Below are 19,583 nucleotides of genomic sequence, written 5' to 3'. Positions count from 1 at the left end.
GAGTTATCGATAGTCCTGCCTGGGCGACAATGCGTAATCAGGGATTACACATTCGTCAGCAGCGTTGACGCGATCGTCGTCAGCGCTTTCACCGCCGGTGTGGCGTCGCGCTGGCACTGCGCTTGCACAACAGCACCATCAATCGCGACGCCGAGCGCTTGCGCCGTCCGGGCTCTATTCGGACCCGGCGGAAGTGTCGCCTTGATCGCCGCGACCATATCCGCTTTATGGCGAGCGGCGATGGCGTAGACCTCGGGCAGTTCGGCGCCGATCTCATTGACGCTGTTGATGAAGGCGCACCCCCGGAAGGAGTCCGCCGTCAGCCATTCCTCGACCGCGGCGACCACCGCGACCCGGCGACGACTACCAGCAGCGTGGCGATCAAGTGCATCGACAAACCAGTCCATCCAACGCCGATGCCGCAAGTCCAAAAAGGCCAATATCAGTGCGTCCTTGCTCGGAAAATGGCGATAGAACGTGACCTTGGTGACGCCAGCTTCGGCTATCACCTTGTCGATGCCGGTCGCTCGAATGCCCTCGCGGTAGAACAGCCGATACGCAGTGGCCAATATCCGTTCCCGAGCCGGCAGGGTCGGCACATCAACATGCGGATCAAGAGTCTGGGAGATGCTCACACCACCATAGTAGACAGTTCTGTCCACATAGCCACCAGGCCCGGTGGACAAGTCTGTCTACATGACGTACCGTACCCGTCATGTAGACAGGTACGTCTACATGGCCAAGGTAATGAAACCAACTCCCCACAGAAAGACCATCATGACCACGACCACCGCCATCACTGCGAAGCCTCCCGTCCCACCGTTCACCGATGAATCGGCCACCTTGAAGGTCCGGCTGGCTGAAAACGCCTGGAATAGCCGCGATCCGCAGGTCGTAGCGCAGGCCTACTCGGCCGATAGCGTCTGGCGCAACCGCTCCGTGTTCGTGACAGGCCGAGAACAGATCATCGACTTCCTGAGCGGCAAGTGGGAACGCGAACACGAGTACCGCCTCGTCAAAGAGTTGTGGGCCCACAGCGAGAACCGCATTGCGGTCCGCTTTGCCTACGAATACCACGACGATGCGGGTCAATGGTTTCGCGCCTACGGCAATGAGAACTGGCTATACAACGAACACGGTCTGATGACCCACCGCCACGCCAGCATCAACGACGTGCAGATCGACGAAGATGAGCGCAAGTTCTTCTGGGACCGGAACGCACCGCGACCGGAGGGTCACCCCAGCTTGTCCGACCTCGGCTTGTGATCGTGGCGCTCGGGAGCCCGTCACACCGAGCGCGCCTGAGACACCTTTGAGGTGAGAACGCAATGCCCCCTCCGGCGGGCCCAACCCGCCAGATGGGTGCGGACGCCATCCCGTAGGCCAGGCCAGACGCACGAGTTGCGGACCAGCGCCTTTCGTTCCGACGTATCACTGACAGCCCTACTCAATCGCCACCGCTGAACTGAGCGTCCTCCCGCGATCCCAGGGACGCAGCGCGCGAGGTGTTGTGACGTTGGAGACGCGGGTCGTTCATTGTGCTACGCGGGCCTGCGCGTATCCGCCAGGCCTGTAAGCCCATTTGGGTCATCGGCCTCACGCTTCTGGCGGGGGACTGCCCCCAGTTCGGTTGACTCCTGACACGTGAGGATTCGTCCTTGCTGGAAGGATCAATCTCGTGCCGAAACCGGTTCCTGCCGAGTTCCGAGCCGAGGTCATTGCTGTGGCCCGCAAGGGTGAGGCGCCGTTGCGCCAGATCGCGAAAGAGTTCGGTATCTCGTAGGCCTGTCTGCGTCGCTGGCTCAAGATCGCCGACCGTGAGGACGGTGACGGGCAGCCCGCGTCTGCAGGAGGCCGAAGTGATGCGCCGCGCGGTCGGCTACCTGTCACGGGACGCCAACCCAAAATGATGTACCCGCTGGTCCTCGACCTTGCCGACGACGGCGTGCCCGTCACGGTGACCTGCCGGGTCCCGGGATTCTCCACCCAGGCGTTCTACAAATGGCGTAAAACACCCCTGTCCCAGCGTGATTGGGACGACGCGCACCTGATCAACGCCGCCCGCGACATCCATGCCGACGACCCCGCCTTCGGCTACCGATTCATCGCCGACGAACTGCCCGGGCGCGGAATCACTGCCGGCGAGAACCGCGTCGCACGGCTGTGTTCCCAGGAGCGCATCGAATCGATCTTCGCCAAGAAGCGTGGACTGAACCGTCGATCCGGACCACCGGTGCACGACGACCTCGTGCAGCGTCAGTTCAACGCCAAGGCCGCCAATCAGGTCTGGCTGGCCGACATCACCGAGCACCGCACCGATGAGGGCAAGCCCTGCCTGTGCGCCATTAAAGACGTTTACTCCAAACGGATTGTGGGCTACTCGATCGACTCGCGGATGAGGTCCTCGCTCGCTGTCGCGGCCCTGGATCACGCCGTTGCGCTGCGCTCACCGGTCGCGACGATCGTTCACTCGGACAGGGGTAGTCAGTTTAGGTCCCCAAAGTTCGTTCATGCGCTGTCGCACAACGGTTTGCATGGAGCGATGGGCCGCGTCGGTGCGTGCGGGGACAATGCCGCGATGGAGTCGTTCTTCGCCCTGCTGCTACCCAACGTGCTCGACCGAAAACGATGGCCCACCCGAGCCGAACGCCGCCTGGCGATCGTGGCCTGGATCGAGCGGACCTACCACCGACACCGCCGGCAACGCGCACTCGGGGCCTCACACCCAATCCCCCGGAACGGACTCCGGCCAGCCGACGTCCGGTTCTGGGTAGGCGACGTCGTCCAAAGTGGGGCGTTATGAGATGACGGGGAACTTGGCGAGCGCCTCTTTGAGGTGGATCATGTCCCACGGCAGGTGTTCACAGATTCCCAGTCCGACGACTTCTGCTTGCGAAGCCGCGTCGGCCATGACGCGTATCACCTGGGGCAGAGTCATTTTCCCTGCGGGGTACATCTCCAACCAGTTGATCTCAGGGTCTGGTTCGGCAAACAACACCGAGCGGAATGAAGCCGGGTCGAGCACGTCGACGTCGAGGTGGATTGCGAGATGGTCGATGCCTTCCTCGCGAATCCAGGTCAGTATGGCGGAGCTGTCGACGGCCAGCGCCTCAGGACTTGCGACTCGTAGGCCGAGTCGGCCGATGACCTCCGATTCCTGCTCGGTGAGGCCGACTTCCCGTAGACCCGCGTACATCACCCGGCCCGGCTCGATCTTCTGCTGTACCTCCGCGGAGAATTCGGCATCGCCTTCGCCGAGCAGATTGCCCAGAACCATCGTGTGTGCGTTTGCCCATTCGGCGGGTGTCTTGATGTCGGGATGGGCATCAATCCACAGCACGCCGAGCTTGCCCCCGTGACGCTCGTTCAGGTAGGAAAAGGGTGCTTGCTCTACCAGGCAGTCTCCGCCGAAGACGACCACTTTGTCGGGTTGCGCGTCGTCGAGGACGGCCCGTGCGCGCCGGAGTTGGTCGAGCAGCGCTCGACGGTGCGCGATTCCTCGCTCCGGGGTGTCGTCGGGATCGAATGGTTCCACTTCGACCGTGAGTGTCGGCTGACCGTTGTCCGGGGCAAGGAATGCGAGCAGATCCGTGCCGAGGGGGTAGTTGCGGTTGTTGCCACCCTGCCATTGCGGCATTGCTAGTCGGATGGTTTTCGAGCCGTCACTGGTCACGGGTGTCCTCCAGTCATTGTGCGCATGTCATTTCGTGCTCCTCGATCGGTGAGTGCACCACATATGAAGCGGTTGTGCATATCCAAACTGCGGCTCGAGTGCGGCCGTGTGTCGGGCTCGCAGTCGGGGACGGAGAGCCCGTTCTCAGGCCCGCCTTGATGTCAGCTCTCGATGTTGCGCACAGCGATGGAGTCTTGTTCTCGCCGAGAGACTTCCCGACGCGGCTGCGGATCCTTTTCAAGGAGGGTCCACCCCACACCCCGACCATAATCGGACAGTAGTTCGTCGACAAGGCAATGCTGACAGCCTGCCCGTCCGAGCCATGAGCGGGCGATCGGCCCTTCGCCGCGGCGCTTCCAGCGCCTGGCCCAGGCTGGAAAGCACGCGAGAACTCGCGCCAGATGAATTACCGTCGTGGCATGGCCACCACCGGCACCGTGCGCTCTTGGAACTCCGAGGAAGGCTGGGGTGTCATCGATTCGGTCGAAACCGCGGGGGGTTGTTGGGCACACTTCACCCACATTCAGGCCGACGCCTATACCGCCGCTCGCGGATTCCGCACTTTCGACCGTGGCCAGCCGGTTGAGTTCACGTGGGAGAAGTACCCGCAGGACGGCTATGAGTTCCGTGTCATCGCGGTGTGGCCTACTACGGCCACCCACTAGTAGGCACTGAGCTGTCTTGTCGCAATGAGGGGGTGCAATGTCCATGGGAGGGCCGCGCAGTCAGGGGCTGCTCGACGTAGGTGACGGCAACCAGATGTATTGGGAATGCCGGGGTAATCCTGTGGGGCGGACGGTGTTGTTGGTGCACGGCGGACCCGGCAGCGGGAGGTCCCGCACCGCTCACAAGGCATTCGATCACAACATCTTTCAGGTCGTCTCGTTCGACCAACGCGGATGCGGAGACAGTGTTCCCAGCGCCGCGGATCCGGGCACGGACATGTCGGTCAACACCACCGAGCATCTGTTGGCCGATATGGAGGCGCTACGCGCGCACCTGGGTGTGCAGCGGTGGCTGCTGCACGGAGGTTCCTGGGCATCCACGTTGATCCTGGCCTACGCGCAACGCCATCCCCAGCGTGTTGAAGGCATCATCCTGGTCGGGGTCACGATGACCCGACCACGCGAAATCGACTGGCTATACCGCGGTCTACGCCTGCTCCTGCCCCAGCAGTGGGAGCGTTTCCGCGATGGTCTTCCTGAATCGCTGCGCGACGGCAACCTCGTCGAGGGCTACCGGCAACTCATGAATGATCCTGATCCCGACGTGCGGGCGAACGCTGCGCGTGATTGGTGCGCCTGGGAGGACGCCGCGATTGCCCACGAAACTCAGGGCAGCCCAGGACAATACAGTGCCAAGGGCGATGAGCAGCGGTTGGCCTTCGTGCGGATCTGTACCCACTTCTTCGCCCACCACGGATGGCTGCAAGATGGCGAACTACTGCGCGGCGCCTATCAGCTCGCCGACATCCCCGGAATCCTCATTCACGGTCGGCTGGACCTTTCCGCGCCGCTGTTGACCGCCTGGGAACTCGCCCAAGCGTGGCCCGAGGCAGAACTCGTGGTCGTCGAGGACTCAGGACACACCGGCAGCCCGGCGATGCGGACTGCAGTCGAAGCAGCGATCGCACGATTTACCAGTGGTGTTGATTGAGTAGCCGTCGACGTTGGTCGCGGGCGGTTTTGGTGAGTTCGTCGAGCAATGCCCTGCCGCGATCGGCGAGGTTGATCGGGCGTACGCGCCGATCGTTGGGCCACTCAGCCCTGGGATACCGAACACCGGCCGAGTCCAGCGTGGTCATCGGCGATTTCAAGCAGAGCGCAACAGGGTCTCGAGCGGCATGAACCCCCGTCGCCGGCGGCAGAGCACGAGGTCTCACGATCACACCGCGCCGCACTGGTAGGCGGAACGTCCTTGGTCAGGGGGGCGGTTGCGGGATCCACCGGGAGGCAAGGACGTTGCAGATGGCGCGTTGCTGATCCTCGCCAAGGGGATGCATGAGCAGTCCCTCGATGGTGAATACGCCGATCATGACTTCGGCGTCCAGGCTGTCTGGGGCCGCGCCGGCGGCTTCGAGTTCGTAGCGGAACAGGCTAGCGGTCAGCAGGTGAAAGTTGTCGTGCCACAACGCGACTGACGGTGAGCGCTCGGCGCGGGCGTGGACGGTGCTGACCAGGCGACTCATCTGTTGCAGTTGCTGTACCACCCACAAAAGGCGCACTGGGATGGGCTCGGCGGCCACCGATTGGTACTGCGCCCACGCGTCGGTCATCACCTCGTCGAGGACGGCGATCAGGACGGCGTCCTTGTCCTCGAAGTACCAGTAGATGGTGTTGGCTGCGACCCCGGCCGCCGCGGCCAGGCGGCCCATCGGGGTGGCGTCGTAGCCGGCGTCGACGAAGAGTTCGCGGGCGGCGGTGACGATCTCCGCCCGCTTCTCCTGCGGCGGTTGGGGCCGCTTGTTCCTCGGCATCACCCGAGCCTAGTCGATCTTCTTGAACGGCATTCAATGAACTGCTACCTTCTCTTGAATGACGATCAACGAACCGGCTGCACCGGGCGGGCCCGGCACCGCTCACACCTATGTCCGGCACGACGTCACCTTCCCCTCCGAGGGTGAGGCGTGCGCGGCGTGGCTGTACCGTCCCGACGGCGTGCAGATGCCGCCAATCGTGGTGCTGGCTCATGGGTTCGCCGCGTTCCGGGAGCTGCGTTTGGACGCGTACGCTGCCCGGTTCGCCCAGGCCGGGTACGCCGCGCTGGTGTTCGACTACCGGTCCTGGGGCGCGAGTGCCGGTCAACCGCGCCGCGTACTCGACATCGCCGCCCAGCATGCCGACTGGCGTGCCGCGGTGGCCTATGCCCGTGGCCTCGTCGGTATCGATACCACCCGGGTGGTCGGGTGGGGGTCCTCATTCGGCGGCGGACACGTCTTGGATCTCGCAGCCGAAGACCGCAAACTGGCGGCCGCGATCGTGCAGGTGCCGCACGTCACCGGCCCCGCATCGGCGTTCGCGCAACCCCCAATGCTGCTCGCCCGCTTGGCGTTGGCCGCGCTGCGCGACCAGGTCGGGGCATGGCTGGGCCGCCCGCCGCGCCGCGTGAAGTCCATCGGACGACCCGGTGAGGTCGCCATGATGACCTCACCCGGCGCCTACGACCTAGTGCTGCAGATGGCTGGGGACAAGCGCGACGAACTGCTGGCCGACAACGATGTCGCAGCCCGCATCGCGCTGCGAGTGCCGTTCTACTCCCCGGGCCGACACGTCGCCAAAATCACCGCGCCCACGCTGGTGCAACTGGCCATCAGAGACGACGTCACGCCGTATGCCAAGGCGCGCAAGATCGTGGCTCGCATCCCCAAAGGCGAGGCGAAGTCCTATGACTGCACGCACTTCGAGCCCTACCTCGACCCGCACTTCGAGCGCATCGTGTCCGATCAGATCGCCTTCCTGCACCGCCACGTCGGAGCCACCCGATGACGACACCACCAACGACAGCGCCGACTCTTCCGGCGTCGGTGCACACTCTGGTGGTCGGCGCGGGATTCGCCGGGATGGCCGCCGCCGCGGCGGTCCTACGCGCAGAGCCCCAGACGGACCTACTGATCATCGAACGGGCCGACGAGGTCGGCGGGACATGGCGCGACAACACCTACCCCGGCTGCGCGTGCGACGTCCCGACGTCGCTGTACTCGTTCTCCTTCGCCCCCAGCTCCGAGTGGAGTCACACCTTCGCCCGCCAACCTGAGATCCACCGCTACCTCACCTCGGTGGCTGACCAGACCGGGCTGCGGCGCCACCTGATCACCGGGTGCGAGCTACTCGGCGCGACATGGGACGACGACCGGCAGTGCTGGCAGGTGCAGACCGCCCTGGGCACGCTGACCGCCACGGTCCTGGTCGCCGCTACCGGAGCCCTGTCCACCCCGAAGCTGCCCGATGTGCCGGGACTGAACGACTTCACAGGCACGGTGTTTCACTCGGCCACGTGGAATCACGACCACGACCTGACCGGTGAGCGGGTGGCTGTGATCGGCACCGGGGCCTCGGCGGTGCAGTTCGTCCCCGAAATTGCCGACCGGACCTCCCACCTGACGGTGTTCCAGCGGACGCCGGCGTGGGTGATGCCCCGAATGGACCGCACCCTGAGCCGCGCCGAAAAAGCCTTGTATCGTCGAGTTCCTTTGCTGCAGAAACTGGTTCGTGGCACCGTCTACACCTATCGGGAGGGCTACCTCGTACTACTGGCACATCTCACGTGGCTGCTGCCGATAGTTCAGCTGATCGCCAAGGCTCGACTGCGCCGCCAAGTGCCCGACCCGGCGTTGCGCGCCGCGTTGACGCCGGACTTCCGCATCGGGTGCAAGCGAATCCTGCTCACCAACGACTGGCTGCCCACCCTGTCACGCGCCGACGTCGATGTGGTGACCAGTGCCCTGGCCGAGATCACCGCCACCGGAGTCCGTGACGGCGCCGGGACGTTGCACGAGGTTGACACCATCATCTTCGCCACCGGCTTCACCCCCACCGAGCCTCCCGTCGCGCACCTGCTGACCTGCGCCGACGGCCACACCCTGGCCGCACACTGGGCGGGCAGCCCGAACGCGCACCTGGGCATCACCGTGGCGAGCTTCCCGAACCTGTTCCTGATGTACGGGCCCAACACCAACCTGGGACACAGTTCGATCGTCTACATGCTGGAATCTCAGGCCGCCTACCTCGCGGCTGCTCTCCGCACGATGCGCACCGAGGGCCTCGTGTCGATCGACGTCCGCCCCGAAACCCAGGCGTCCTACAACGCGTGGGTCGACGCCGCACTCGGGGGCACGGTGTGGAACTCCGGGGGATGCTCCAGCTGGTATCTGGACTCACGAGGCCGCAACTCGGTCATGTGGCCGACGTTCACCTTCCGATTCCGTTCCCGCACCAAGACCTTCGACGTGCAGAACTACTTCACCCGCACAGCGCGGCAGCCCGCGACGTGAACATCTTGGTTGGCGATGACGCTCGCCCTATCCGAGACGAGCTGGCCTTGGCCTTGGATGGCGAGTGCCGGGAGAGGATGTTGCCGAACTGCCACGCTCAGCGTTGATTTGGCGGTTGGTACCCTTTCTCATGCCAGGAAAAATGAGTGACGAACAAATCGAGGCGTATCTCGACAGCCGCCCGTCCTGGGCAGTACTGAGCACCATCGACAAGGACGGATTCCCGCACTCGGTGCCACTGGGATACTTCCGCCTTGGCCGCGACATCATCATGGGTGTGCGAGACGGGACACGCAAAGTTGCCAACGTCGAAAGCAACCAGAACGTGAGCGTCATGCTCGAAGACGGCTCGAGCATGACAGACATCCGAGGAGTGCTGTTCCAAGGTCACGCCCGGATCGTTCGCGAACCAGGCGAAGCACTCGAGCTCGCGAGAGCAGGCGCCCGGAAGCGCGGCGTGCCAGAGTCCGAATGGCCTACCCAACCTCGGGCGGGCACCGCCTACATCCGCATGACACCGCTGAGAACGTTGTCTTGGGACTATTCGAGTCCGACGTCGGACCAGGCTTAGCTTCGATCGGCACCGCCTAAGAGTGATGGCCTCAGGCGCGGCCGCCAGCACCGCCGTGGCCTCCTCAGTAATCGGTTGTGCACCTTTATGTGTGCGCCTACCGTCGTTGGATGCCCGCAGATGCACCGACCATCCTCGCCACCAGCGGGGGTATCGGGGCTGGACGGCGGACCCGATTTGAGTTCACGGCATTGACTGACTTCGCGGTCGACTTGTCCGGGGTCGTCGGTCGCGCGCCACGCATCTGCTTCCTGGCCACCGCGGTGGGTGATGACAAGGCCGTGCTGCATTGCTTGACCGAGGCCGCTCAGGTGCGCGGCTTCATTCCTTCGCACATCGCGCTGTTCCCGATGCCGACATTCGCCGATGCCGCGGCACACCTGTTGGAGCAGGATGTGGTGTGGGTGTTCGGGGGCAGTGCCGCCAACTTGCTCGCGTTGTGGCGCGTGCACGAACTTGACGTCGCGCTGCGAGCGGCATGGCAGTCCGGCGTCGTGCTGACCGGGATATCGGCAGGATCGATCTGCTGGCACGCCGGGGGCACCACTGACTCGTTTGGCCCAGCGCTTCAACCGATCAGCAATGGGTTGGGATTCCTGCCGTACGGCAATGGTGTGCACTACGACTCCGAGGAACAACGCCGCCCATTGCTGCATGCCCTCGTCGAAGATCGGGTGCTGCCGGCCTCCTACGCCACCGATGACGGGGCAGGACTGCTCTACCGCGGAACGACGTTTGTGGAGGCGGTCGCTGAGAATGGCACAGCAGGAGCATATTTCGTGCAGAGACTGGGAGATGGCGCGGCGGAGTCCGCGCTCGACGTGCGGCGGCTGCGATGACCACGATTACGTTCCGTGCGGCCGGTGTCGAGGACTTCGAGTTCATTTTCGAGCTGCACAAGGCCACGCTGGGTCCGTACGTGAATCAGGTGTGGGGCTGGGATGACGCGTTCAGCGCCGATCGCGGTGTGCGCCTGAGCGTGTTGAAGGTCAACAGCGATGCCCGCCGTCTATACCGGCGCCTGGGGTTCGTCGAGTCGAAGGTCGAGGGCGCAGACGCCGACGTCCGTGTGCATATGCGCGCCCATCCGCCGGCGCACTCAGCATTCCGGGTGATGGGATGTCGGTGACGTTGCGTGCAGCCACGCCCAGTGATCGCGTGTTCATGGTCGAGATGGCGCGGTATGCCTGCGTGATCGAGGATCGGTCCCTGCCTGACCCGGACGATGACGAGGTGCAAGAGATGTTGCCCGCGCCAGGAACCGTGGCGATCATCGCCGAGGTCCGTCAAGGATCGCCCGCTGGCGCAGTGTGGACCTATCACAGCAATCCACCGCTGCACACGGATGCTGTCGGGGTGCCGTTGCCCGAGCTGTGCATGGCGGTCGTGCCGGAACAGCGCGGCGCCGGCATCGGGGGAGTGCTGCTGGATGCTCTGTTCGCAGAGCTCGCGCCACTGTGCGACACGATGTGCACCAACGTCCACGTCCGCAATCCCGCACGACGACTCTACGAACGCAAGGGCTTCCGCGAGGTCGGCCGGGGCCACGGCCCGCTGGGGATAGCGATGCTCAAAGACCTACGCCGAGAGGGCGATTGACACAGCCGCCTGGACCCCGGTGTCGTTCGTGACCCAGGGGCGGGCCCGAGTCGCCGCCGTGTCAAGAATTACTTGACAAATGCACTCCCGTCATCTTAACCTTGACACGTGCCGGCCCCGTTTACCGCGATCGCACAGCAACTTCACCGCCAGCTGGGGCAGTTGCTTGCCGCCCCGATCCTGCGTGCCGAGGACGACCCGCTCAAGGGAGTGCTTGCGGCACAGGAGATTCAGGGACGGGCTGAGGAATTACTGGCCGCCGCCGTGCAGCGGGCACGAGAATCGGGCCGAACATGGCAGGACATCGGCGAGGTCCTAGGGGTATCGCGGCAGGCCGCCTTCCAGCGCTACGGCAAACCGATCGACCCACGAACTGGAGAAATGATGAACACCACGGCTCTGCCTGAAGCTCAGGACCTGACCGAGACGATCCTCAGCGACATGGCGCACGCCCGATGGGCAGATATCAGCGCCCGCTTCGATGCCACCATGCGCGACGGGCTCACCGATGAAGGACTTGCCGAGGCGTGGGCTCAGATCGTGGGGACGGCTGGAGCGTACGAAGGGCACGGAGACATCACCGCCGTGCGCGCCGGGATCTTCACCACGACGGACACGCCGCTGGCCTTCGAGGCCGGCGATTTCGTCGCGCGCATCACCTTTCGTGATGATCACACGGTGGCCGGGTTGTACATCCTCAACCCGGATGCGGCCGCTCGACTCAGTGGGCCGACCACGACGTAGGTCAGTCCGCCTGAAAGATGCGCTGTGTGCCTCACAGGAGTCGGTGAACTACTTCGCCGACTTCCTGGAGCGGGTCCTCACGACCGGCTGGTGATCTCCGCCCCAGCTACCGACGATGGGGAGGGAGGCCGTATGTCACAGTTGACGGGTGAAGTACGGGAAGGGCTGGGAACCGAAAGCCGTGGACTGGGCGTCGACGCGCGGCCGCATCCTGCTGTCGGCGTCGGTGCTGTTCGCCCAGCGCGGCTACTTCGGCACGTCGACGCGTGACATCGCAGAGGCCGTCGCGATCCGGCAGCCCTCACTGTTCCACCACTTCCAAGCCAAGCACGAGATCTTCCGTGCCCTGGTCGAACTGGACCTCGGGCCCTCGATCGACCGGATGAACCAGCGGCTTGCCGAGCAGTCGAGTTGGGCGGAGAAGTTGCACCTCGCCATCGCCTGCGACGTCCGCGAGATCCTGGTTCAGCCGTTCGACGCGCGGGGTCTGTACCAGGACGCCGTCCTGGGGCTCGACGACTTCGAGGCCGAGCGTGAGGGCATCGCCATGTTCCACCGGCAGGTCGAGAGCGTCGTCGACGGCGGGCACCAGGCAGGCGAATTCGTCTCCTTCGAGCCGAGTTTCGTGCAACGCGCCATCAACGGCGTGTTGTTCGAGACGCTGCGCGAGCAGGGCGGTCCTTCCGGACGTGTGCGGCACGAGCGGCCGCTGCAGGCAGCCGACTTCGTGGTGCGTTCCATGCTCGTCGATCAGTCGCGGCTGGCGAACGTCCGGGAGGTCACACGTGGGCGCCTCGGCGAGATCGAACGACGCGGCGTCGATCTGACCACCGTCAACTGACTCCGTCTCATGACGACTGGGTAAATCGTGTTACGAGTTCGGTCACACGCATCCTCCGCGGTCAAAATTGCCCTATCGTTCGATAGGGAAGCACCGCAGACATCTGGAGGAACGATGAAGACGACGTTGATCGCCGGCCTTGCCGGCGTAGCACTCTTCGGACTGGTCGGTTGTTCGTCGTCGGACGAGGCGGCGCCGAGCCCCACCGGTCCGGCGAAGGTACAGCCACCGGCAATCCTGGAAACGAACACGCTGACGATCTGCGCGTCGAACGACGGCACGCCGCCCAACGTCTATCACGACGAGACCGGCAAGCTGATCGGCAGCGAGGTCGATCTGGGAGAGGCGCTCGCCGCCCAGATGGGGGTGACTGCCAGATTCCACGAATCCTCCTTTGCCACACTGATTCCCACGCTGCAGGCCAAGCAATGCGATGTCATCATGGCGCAGCTGTACATCAAACCCGAACGTGAAAAGGTCGTCGACTTCGTGCCCTACGTCTTGTCAGGCACGGGCATCGCCGTCTCTGAGGACAAGCCCTCCGACATCACCGGCCTGAATGAGAGCCTGTGCGGAAAAAAGGTCGTACTTGCGGTGGCCACCACGGCCGAGTCTCTGGCCCAGGAGCAATCGGAGAAGTGCACGGCGGCAGGCAAGCCCCCGGTCGACATCACCCGCACCAGCCAGGCCGACGTGTCCATTCAGCAGGTGCAGAACGGCCAGGTCGACGCGTACATGGAAACCGCTGAGACAGTTGGCTACTACGCCACCAAGACCGGCGCCAAGATCGAGCCGGTGGGCGAGCCTTTCGGCACCATCCAGATCGGCGCCGCGACATTGAAGGGTAATACCGCGCTGCACGACGCGATCGCGCAGGCGCTCGGCGAACTGGAGTCCAACGGCACCTACGCCAAGATCCTGGACGAGTGGGGCATGGGCGACCTGAGCATCACGAAATAAAAGCACCACGAACGGATCGAGAGATATTCCCGTGCAATTTGATTGGGCATTCTTCTGGAAATCGCTCTTCACCCCGAGCGAACCGTTCCTCGACGGCCTCGTCCTGACCATCGTTATCTCTGCGATCGCGATGGTCCTTGCCACGCTCGTCGGTCTCGCCGTGGCACTCATGCGCCGGTCACGCGTGGCCGCCGTCCGCTGGGCTGCCGGTTTCTACATCTGGGTCATCCGGGGCACGCCACTGCTCGTGCAACTGGTGATCATCTACACCGGGCTGGCTGCCGTCGGGGTCTACCAGTTCCACGACGCGTCCATCCTCGGGCTTTCGGTGAAGGCCGCCGTGCAGGCCGCGATCATCGGGCTGATGATCAACGAGAGCGCCTACATCGCCGAGATCATCAGGTCGGGGCTGGATTCCGTGCCGAAGGGGCAGTTCGAGGCCGCGGCGTCGCTGGGCATGACACCGGCCAGGTTGATGCGCTTCGTCATCGTTCCGCAGTCCCTTCGCGTGATGGTGCCGCCGATGGGCAACTCGTTCAACGGGATGATGAAGACCACATCGGTGCTGTCGGTGATCGGCGTCAGCGAGATGTTCCTCGTCACGCAGCAGATCAGCTCGGCGACTTTCCACACCTTCGAGATCTTCATCGTCGCGGCCATCTACTACCTCGCACTGACCACGGTGTGGACGTTCATCCAGGCCGCCATCGAGAACAGCCTGACCCGCCAACTCGGTATCGAGCAGCGAGTCACGATCACCCAGCGGCTGCTGGGGGCGCGTCGAGCCGCGGGTCCCACCACTCCGGACCCCGCAACCCTGCAGCCGCACGGGTAGAGGAGAAGCTATGAACGACAAAGTCATCGTGTCGGTGCGTAATGCGTGCTGCACGCTGGGTGGGCGCCGGGTACTCAACGACGTCAACCTCGACGTCCAGCGCGGCCAGGTCGTCGTGCTCATCGGCCCCTCCGGGGCGGGCAAGACCACTCTGTTGCGGTCGCTGAACCATCTGGAGCAGCTGGACTCCGGAGAGGTGCTGATCGGCGGCGTCTCGATTGCGCATCGCGAGACGGGATCGCAGCGCAAGGTGGGCATCGCCGAACTGGCGCGTCGCCGACGCGAAATCGGCTTCGTCTTCCAGCATTTCAACCTTTTTCCGCATATGACCGCGCTGGAGAACGTGTGGAACGGTCCGGTCCGCGTGCTCGGTCAGCCCAAGGCGAAGTCGCGCGAGGACGCCAAGGCGCTGCTGGAGCGAGTGGGGCTGGGAGACAAGGAAGAATCCCGACCCAGTCAGCTCTCCGGTGGCCAACAGCAGCGCGTGGCGATCGCCCGGGCACTGGCCATGCGGCCGAAGGTGATGCTGTTCGACGAGCCCACCAGCGCGCTGGATGTCGAGATGGTGGGCGAGGTGCTCGAGGTGATGCGCGAACTGGCGCGCGACCAGATGACGATGGTGGTGGTGACCCACGAGATGCGGTTCGCCCGTGAAGTCGCCGACCGCATTGTCGTCATGGATGGTGGCCGCATCATCGAGGACTCCCCGCCAATCGAACTCTTCTCCAGCCCAAAAAGTGACCGCACCAAAGCATTCCTGTCGACAATCCACTGACATCGACACCATCGCCTACTCCTGAGGGGACCAGCTCACCCGTGCTCACGTTTCGACCAGGTGCGTTCACCGGCGCGATCGCCACACCGCATGTCGCGGCCACCGACGCGGCCATGGCGGCCTACCGCGACGGCGGAAGCGCCGTCGATGCCGCCATCGCCGCCGCCGCAGTACTGACCGTGGTGTATCCGCACAATGTGGCGCTCGGCGGTGACCTGATCGCGTTGGTCCGCACACCCGACGGCGCGGTGCGCTGCGTCAACGCGTCGGGATGGTCGGGCGCTGCCACCGACGTCGCTGCGATGCAGGCCAGGTACGGTGCGGCCCTGCCCGACCGTGGCGCGGACACCGTCACTGTCCCCGGCGGCGTGCGCGGGTGGGAGACGTTGCAGCGCTTCGGTAGTCGGCTCTCGTGGAAGCGGTTGATGCAACCCGGTGAGCAGGTGGCCCGCGAGGGGGTGCCGGTGCCGGCCTCGCTCGCCGCTCACCTCGCCGACCCGGAGAACGATGACCTGCACGGCCACGAGGACTTCGACCGGGTGTTCCGACCCGGCGGACGGCGCATCCAACGGGGCGAGGTGTTCCGACAGCCCGAGCTGGCCGCGACATTCGCAGCCCTGGCCCGCGGCGGACCCGACGAGTTCTACACCGGCGACCTCGCCGTACGCACTGTCCAGTACCTCCGCTCCCGCGGTTCGGTCCTCGACGACGCCGACTTCGCTGAGTTCGCAGCCGAGGTGACCAATCCACTGTCGGTGGACTTCGGTGGCCTGACCGTGTCGACCAGCCCGCCGAACACGCACGGCCTGGTGATGCTGCGGGCGCTGCGGGCACTCGAGGAACTGGGGATCGACGATCCCCTCGGCGAGGGAATCGGGAGGCTGATGCGGGTGTTTCACCACGCGAACCGGCTCCGGTCGGAGTATCTCGCCGACCCGCGACACCGCCCGGTCGACGTCGATGCTCTGGTCCACGGCGATCTGCGCGCGGCCACCTCGCTGGTCGACGCGACCCCCGCCGCCTCCGTGCCGGGCGGTGACACCGTGGGAATCGCAGCAGCCGACAGCGACGGCACGGCGGTCTCGCTCATTCAAAGCGTCTATCACGCATTCGGTTCCGGCCTGATCGACCCGGAGACCGGCATCCTATTCCACGACCGCGGCACCAGCTTCTCGCTACAGCCGCACTCGCCGAATCTGTTGGCGCCCAGAAAGCGTCCGCTGCATACGCTGATGCCGATGATCGTCACCCAGAACGGCGAGCTGCGGCAGGTGCTGGCGACGATGGGTGGACAGGGTCAGCCCCAGATCCTCACCCAGGTGTTCCTACGAATGTTGGCCGGGGTGTCCGCCGCGGACGCGGTCGCCGCGCCCCGTGCGATCGTCGGGTTGCAGACGGTCGGTGCGACGGCCGATTCCGTGGTGGTCGAGGCGGACGCCGACCGGGCGGCGATCACAGCGCTGCTGGACTCCGGTCTGTCGGTCGAAGTTGTGGGGCAGCACACCGAGGGACTCGGTCAAGCCAATGTGGTGACCGTCGACGCGGCCGGTCGGCTCACTGCTGCAGTGGATCCGCGGGCAGACGGCGCAGGGACGGTCACCCAGTATGCCCGACACGAACGTGACTCGGAGGCAGGGTGATCCGTCATCTGCACGTGTGGCTGATGATGGCGCTCACGGTTGTGACGGGAGCGCTGGACGCCGTCGGCTACCTCGGCCTGGACCGCGTCTTCACCGGCAACATGACAGGCAACGTCGTCATCCTCGGGATGGGCGTCGCCGCGGAGGAGGGCCTTCCCGTTGCCGGCCCGCTGATCGCCCTGGTCGGGTATGTGGCGGGGGCAGCGATCGTCGGCGGGATGATCCGCGGCCGCGCGCGGGCGTGGACTTCGGCAGTGACGGCTACCATGTGCATAAACGCCGTAGTACTGGCGGGCGTGGCAACCGCGTTACTGTTCGTGCCCGTGTCGGGACGGTCGTCGGGTGGCGTTGCGGCGGCCGCGACCATCGCACTCGTTATGGGTGCACAGGCGTCCATCGCGCGGTTCCTGGCGGTGACCGACTTGACCACCGTCGTGGTGACGTCGACCATCACGTCGTATGCCAGCGAAACCCTATACAAGGGTGGCCTGATCTGGTTCACTCACCGCCGGCTGTGGGCCGTCGTCGCCATCTTCGCCGGCGCGCTGGCGGGCGGGCTGCTGATGAAGATGCACATCAGCGTGCCGGTCTACGCGGCGGCGGCCGTGACGCTCGCCTGCGCAGTGCTGGCCCACCATTTCTGGGAGCGCGCGGAAGCTGTGGGTGCTCAATAGGCAAGACGGACAGGACAACCCCGCCGTGGGCGATCTGAGATTGCCGTCGATTTGGTGCCTATCGCGGTCCGAGTAGGGCAACTTTCCTTAGGACGGCGGAAGGTCCTCATTCGGCTGTTCGATGGTAATCACTCGGGTTACGTCTCCACGGCCGCGCTCGAACTCGCCGGCATCAGTGGTCCCGTCGAACTCGACCCGCTCAACGAAGTGGTTTGCGACGAATCCGGTCTTCCGAAAGCGCTTTTCCACGAGGAGGCGGATCTGCTCTCGGAGGTCCGATCCTGCAGGCGGTTGTCGTTCGCGCACCTGCGGCTCGCATCCAGGTGTACTCAGCGGCATCCCATATGAAAGTCGTCCGCTTCGCTGGCAACGTCAGTTCGCGGGGTATTCACGCGCCGCGCTCCTCGGCGATGGAGTTTCCGCCGTCGACGACGAAGATTTGGCCGGTGATGTAAGACGCCGCGGCGGAGGCAAGGAATGCGACGAGGGCCGCGACCTCGTCGGGCCGACCGGAGCGGCCCAGTGGGGTGGCAGCTCCCATTGCGTTCTCGTGTTCGGTCGCCGACCCCGTCGCGATCCAGCCCGGGGCCACGATGTTCGCGGTGATGCCCTGGTGGGCGTTGTCGATCGCAATCGATCGGGTCAGCCCCACTAAGGCTGCCTTTGCGGCGTGATAGGCGGCGTCTCCACGGTAGGCCATCACCGGTCCCGACACCGAACCCACGTTCACGATCCGCCCGAAACCCCGCTGCGCCATGGGCGTTAGCACGGCTCGGGTGACGAAGAAGTTCGTGTCGAGGTTGCGGGAGATTGCCGCGCGCCACAGGTCGTCGGACGTGAGTTCGGCCGGTGTCTGTTCTTCGCTGCCCGTTGTGGCGGTCATGCCCGCATTGTTAACAAGGACGTCGACTCGGCCGAAGTGCTCGACGGTGTCGCGAGCGAGTCGCTGCGCGGTCGAAGAGTCGCTGAGATCACCGATGAAGCCAACCGCCACGGCGCCGGTGGCGGTCAGCTCGGCCACACGGTCATAAATGCGCAATGACGTCGCCGCGATCAGAAGCGCATGTGTGGGCGCCAAGGCTCGGGCGCAGGCGAAACCGATGCCGGTAGGGCTGCCTGCCCCCGTCACCACCGCAACGGGCCGCGAACCATCGGCTGCTGTCGGGACCATCATTTTGTCACCGTACTAGTGGAGCGACAAACATCGCGATCGCGCACTTGGCCACACCCATCCCCTCTGCGACCGCCGGGACACAGGGTGCCCTCAGTTCGTGGTGATGATGATCTTGTCGGCGGCCCCGGGGTCGGCGGCGAGGCTGAGCGCGTGATCCAGGTCCGCGAAGTCGACGGTATGGCTGATGATGAGGGCATACTTGTGCCAATTGGCGACGAGATCTGCTGTTACGGCGAAGATCTCGGTGGGATACCCGATGGAGCCGACAAGGGTGATCTCGTTGCTCATGATGCTGAGGAAGTCCACGGGAACGGGCTTCTTGTGGACCGCGACGACGCCGACGGTGGCGCCCTTCTTGGCCAGCGCAATGGCGGTCTCGACGACTGCGGGGACGCCGGCCGCGTCGAGGTAGATGTCGGTGTCGGTCTTTCCGGGGAACATGGCTTCGCCGGTCCCGTGGATCGCGACGAGTCGCTCGGCGATGTTCTCCTCCGCGGAATTGATGACCGCGTCGGCACCGACCTGAAGCGCCTTTTCGAGACGCGATCCGATGACGTCGGCTACGACGATGTGTTGCACACCAAGTGATCTGAACGCCAGGACGGCACCCAGCCCGATGGGTCCGGCACCGAAGATGAGCACTTTGGACTCGGGTTTGGGGTTGCAGCGGTTGGCGGCGTGCAGTGCCACGGCCATGGGTTCGTTGAGGGCAGCGACTTCGAAGGGAATGTGATCGGGGATGACTTCGAGGCCTACGCCGCGCTGAGCGTCGGCGATCAGCAGGTATTCCGAGAGCCCGCCCTGGGCGCCGCCGTTGCCGATGATGTCGCCGGGCGTCGCCATCGGGTCGATGACGACGTGATCGCCGACGGCGATGCCGGTGACTTCGGAACCCACTTCGGCAACCTCCCCGGCAGCCTCGTGCCCCAGCGGCATACACCCATGGTGCGGAGGCAGACCGCCGATGGCGATGTAGAGCGCGTCCGAACCACAGATGCCGCAGGCACGAATCCGGACGAGCACGTCCCGCGGCCCGGTGACGGGCCGCTCCGCGTCCACCACGTCGGTCTTTCCGGGTGCGGTGACGATTGCTCTCAACATGGCGGG

General features: G+C 64.8%; 21 protein-coding genes and 1 pseudogene. 17 read left to right on the top strand and 5 right to left on the bottom strand.

Annotation, left to right across the window (positions count from 1 at the left end):
* Positions 1–44 precede the first annotated feature (44 nt).
* On the bottom strand, positions 45–635 hold the full coding sequence (locus C6A86_RS28840; RefSeq protein WP_105362542.1) for a TetR/AcrR family transcriptional regulator: 591 nt from the start codon (positions 633–635) through the stop codon (positions 45–47).
* Between the two features lie 142 nt (positions 636–777).
* On the opposite strand from C6A86_RS28840, the gene C6A86_RS28835 reads away from it, so the two are divergent.
* On the top strand, positions 778–1,266 hold the full coding sequence (locus tag C6A86_RS28835) for a nuclear transport factor 2 family protein (RefSeq protein ID WP_233212937.1): 489 nt from the start codon (positions 778–780) through the stop codon (positions 1,264–1,266).
* A gap of 412 nt (positions 1,267–1,678) precedes the next feature.
* Positions 1,679–2,803: pseudogene (locus C6A86_RS28830) on the top strand (IS3 family transposase).
* Here C6A86_RS28830 and C6A86_RS28825 read toward each other — a convergent pair.
* Positions 2,798–3,673: an arginase family protein gene (locus C6A86_RS28825; RefSeq protein WP_199196124.1), complete on the bottom strand. Its 876-nt coding sequence runs from the start codon at positions 3,671–3,673 to the stop codon at positions 2,798–2,800. The pseudogene C6A86_RS28830 and the gene C6A86_RS28825 overlap by 6 nt on opposite strands.
* A gap of 419 nt (positions 3,674–4,092) precedes the next feature.
* On the opposite strand from C6A86_RS28825, the gene C6A86_RS28820 reads away from it, so the two are divergent.
* On the top strand, positions 4,093–4,338 hold the full coding sequence (locus C6A86_RS28820) for a cold shock domain-containing protein (RefSeq protein ID WP_199196125.1): 246 nt from the start codon (positions 4,093–4,095) through the stop codon (positions 4,336–4,338).
* A gap of 37 nt (positions 4,339–4,375) precedes the next feature.
* Complete coding sequence (gene pip / locus C6A86_RS28815; RefSeq protein ID WP_105362545.1) at positions 4,376–5,329, top strand: prolyl aminopeptidase; 954 nt, start codon at positions 4,376–4,378, stop codon at positions 5,327–5,329.
* 265 nt (positions 5,330–5,594) lie between these two features.
* On the opposite strand, the gene C6A86_RS28810 is transcribed toward pip, so the two are convergent.
* A complete protein-coding gene (locus C6A86_RS28810; protein WP_105362546.1) occupies positions 5,595–6,149 on the bottom strand; it encodes a TetR/AcrR family transcriptional regulator in 555 nt (184 codons plus the stop codon).
* 58 nt (positions 6,150–6,207) lie between these two features.
* Here C6A86_RS28810 and C6A86_RS28805 point away from each other — a divergent pair, with 58 nt between their 5' ends.
* From C6A86_RS28805 to C6A86_RS28745, 13 genes are all read left to right on the top strand, one after another.
* Positions 6,208–7,158 carry an alpha/beta hydrolase gene (locus C6A86_RS28805; protein ID WP_105362547.1) on the top strand — a complete coding sequence of 317 codons (951 nt, stop codon included), beginning with the start codon at positions 6,208–6,210 and terminating at the stop codon, positions 7,156–7,158.
* Positions 7,155–8,663, top strand: a complete 1,509-nt coding sequence (locus C6A86_RS28800; RefSeq protein ID WP_311100970.1) for an NAD(P)/FAD-dependent oxidoreductase — start codon at positions 7,155–7,157, stop codon at positions 8,661–8,663. Before C6A86_RS28805 ends, C6A86_RS28800 begins: the two co-directional genes overlap by 4 nt.
* A 142-nt stretch (positions 8,664–8,805) precedes the next feature.
* The gene (locus C6A86_RS28795) at positions 8,806–9,234 is read left to right on the top strand and encodes a pyridoxamine 5'-phosphate oxidase family protein (RefSeq protein WP_158263286.1); all 429 of its coding nucleotides are present in this window, start codon (positions 8,806–8,808) and stop codon (positions 9,232–9,234) included.
* A 110-nt stretch (positions 9,235–9,344) separates the two neighbouring features.
* On the top strand, positions 9,345–10,073 hold the full coding sequence (locus tag C6A86_RS28790; RefSeq protein ID WP_105364282.1) for a peptidase E: 729 nt from the start codon (positions 9,345–9,347) through the stop codon (positions 10,071–10,073).
* Positions 10,070–10,363: a hypothetical protein gene (locus tag C6A86_RS28785; RefSeq protein ID WP_105364281.1), complete on the top strand. Its 294-nt coding sequence runs from the start codon at positions 10,070–10,072 to the stop codon at positions 10,361–10,363. The genes C6A86_RS28790 and C6A86_RS28785 overlap by 4 nt, the downstream gene beginning before the upstream one ends.
* On the top strand, positions 10,354–10,833 hold the full coding sequence (locus tag C6A86_RS28780) for a GNAT family N-acetyltransferase (RefSeq protein ID WP_105364280.1): 480 nt from the start codon (positions 10,354–10,356) through the stop codon (positions 10,831–10,833). Before C6A86_RS28785 ends, C6A86_RS28780 begins: the two co-directional genes overlap by 10 nt.
* 108 nt (positions 10,834–10,941) lie before the next feature.
* Positions 10,942–11,577 (top strand): DUF3887 domain-containing protein, encoded by a 636-nt coding sequence (locus C6A86_RS28775; protein ID WP_199196262.1) that lies wholly within the window; start codon positions 10,942–10,944, stop codon positions 11,575–11,577.
* Positions 11,578–11,725: 148 nt separating this feature from the next.
* Entirely contained in the window at positions 11,726–12,418 is a 693-nt protein-coding gene (locus C6A86_RS28770) for a TetR/AcrR family transcriptional regulator (RefSeq protein WP_105364279.1), read from the top strand.
* Between the two features lie 114 nt (positions 12,419–12,532).
* A complete protein-coding gene (locus tag C6A86_RS28765; protein WP_105364278.1) occupies positions 12,533–13,378 on the top strand; it encodes an ABC transporter substrate-binding protein in 846 nt (281 codons plus the stop codon).
* 31 nt (positions 13,379–13,409) lie between these two features.
* Positions 13,410–14,213: an amino acid ABC transporter permease gene (locus C6A86_RS28760; protein WP_105364277.1), complete on the top strand. Its 804-nt coding sequence runs from the start codon at positions 13,410–13,412 to the stop codon at positions 14,211–14,213.
* A 10-nt stretch (positions 14,214–14,223) separates the two neighbouring features.
* The gene (locus C6A86_RS28755) at positions 14,224–14,988 is read left to right on the top strand and encodes an amino acid ABC transporter ATP-binding protein (protein WP_105364276.1); all 765 of its coding nucleotides are present in this window, start codon (positions 14,224–14,226) and stop codon (positions 14,986–14,988) included.
* 41 nt (positions 14,989–15,029) lie between these two features.
* Positions 15,030–16,628, top strand: a complete 1,599-nt coding sequence (locus C6A86_RS28750; protein WP_233213076.1) for a gamma-glutamyltransferase family protein — start codon at positions 15,030–15,032, stop codon at positions 16,626–16,628.
* Positions 16,625–17,302, top strand: coding sequence for a YoaK family protein (locus tag C6A86_RS28745; RefSeq protein WP_233213075.1), 678 nt, complete (start codon positions 16,625–16,627; stop codon positions 17,300–17,302). Before C6A86_RS28750 ends, C6A86_RS28745 begins: the two co-directional genes overlap by 4 nt.
* Positions 17,303–17,690: 388 nt before the next feature.
* Here the strand turns inward: C6A86_RS28745 and C6A86_RS28740 are convergent, their stop codons facing one another.
* Together C6A86_RS28740 and C6A86_RS28735 are read right to left on the bottom strand one after the other, a co-directional pair.
* Positions 17,691–18,476 (bottom strand): SDR family NAD(P)-dependent oxidoreductase, encoded by a 786-nt coding sequence (locus tag C6A86_RS28740; RefSeq protein ID WP_199196261.1) that lies wholly within the window; start codon positions 18,474–18,476, stop codon positions 17,691–17,693.
* A 90-nt stretch (positions 18,477–18,566) separates the two neighbouring features.
* Positions 18,567–19,577, bottom strand: a complete 1,011-nt coding sequence (locus C6A86_RS28735; RefSeq protein WP_105364275.1) for a zinc-binding dehydrogenase — start codon at positions 19,575–19,577, stop codon at positions 18,567–18,569.
* Between the last annotated feature and the right edge of the window lie 6 nt (positions 19,578–19,583).

Source organism: Mycobacterium sp. ITM-2016-00316 (assembly GCF_002968335.2).
Taxonomy (GTDB): domain Bacteria; phylum Actinomycetota; class Actinomycetes; order Mycobacteriales; family Mycobacteriaceae; genus Mycobacterium.
Note: the sequence above shows the minus strand (reverse complement) of the source record. Positions and strands in the feature narration are given on the sequence as shown.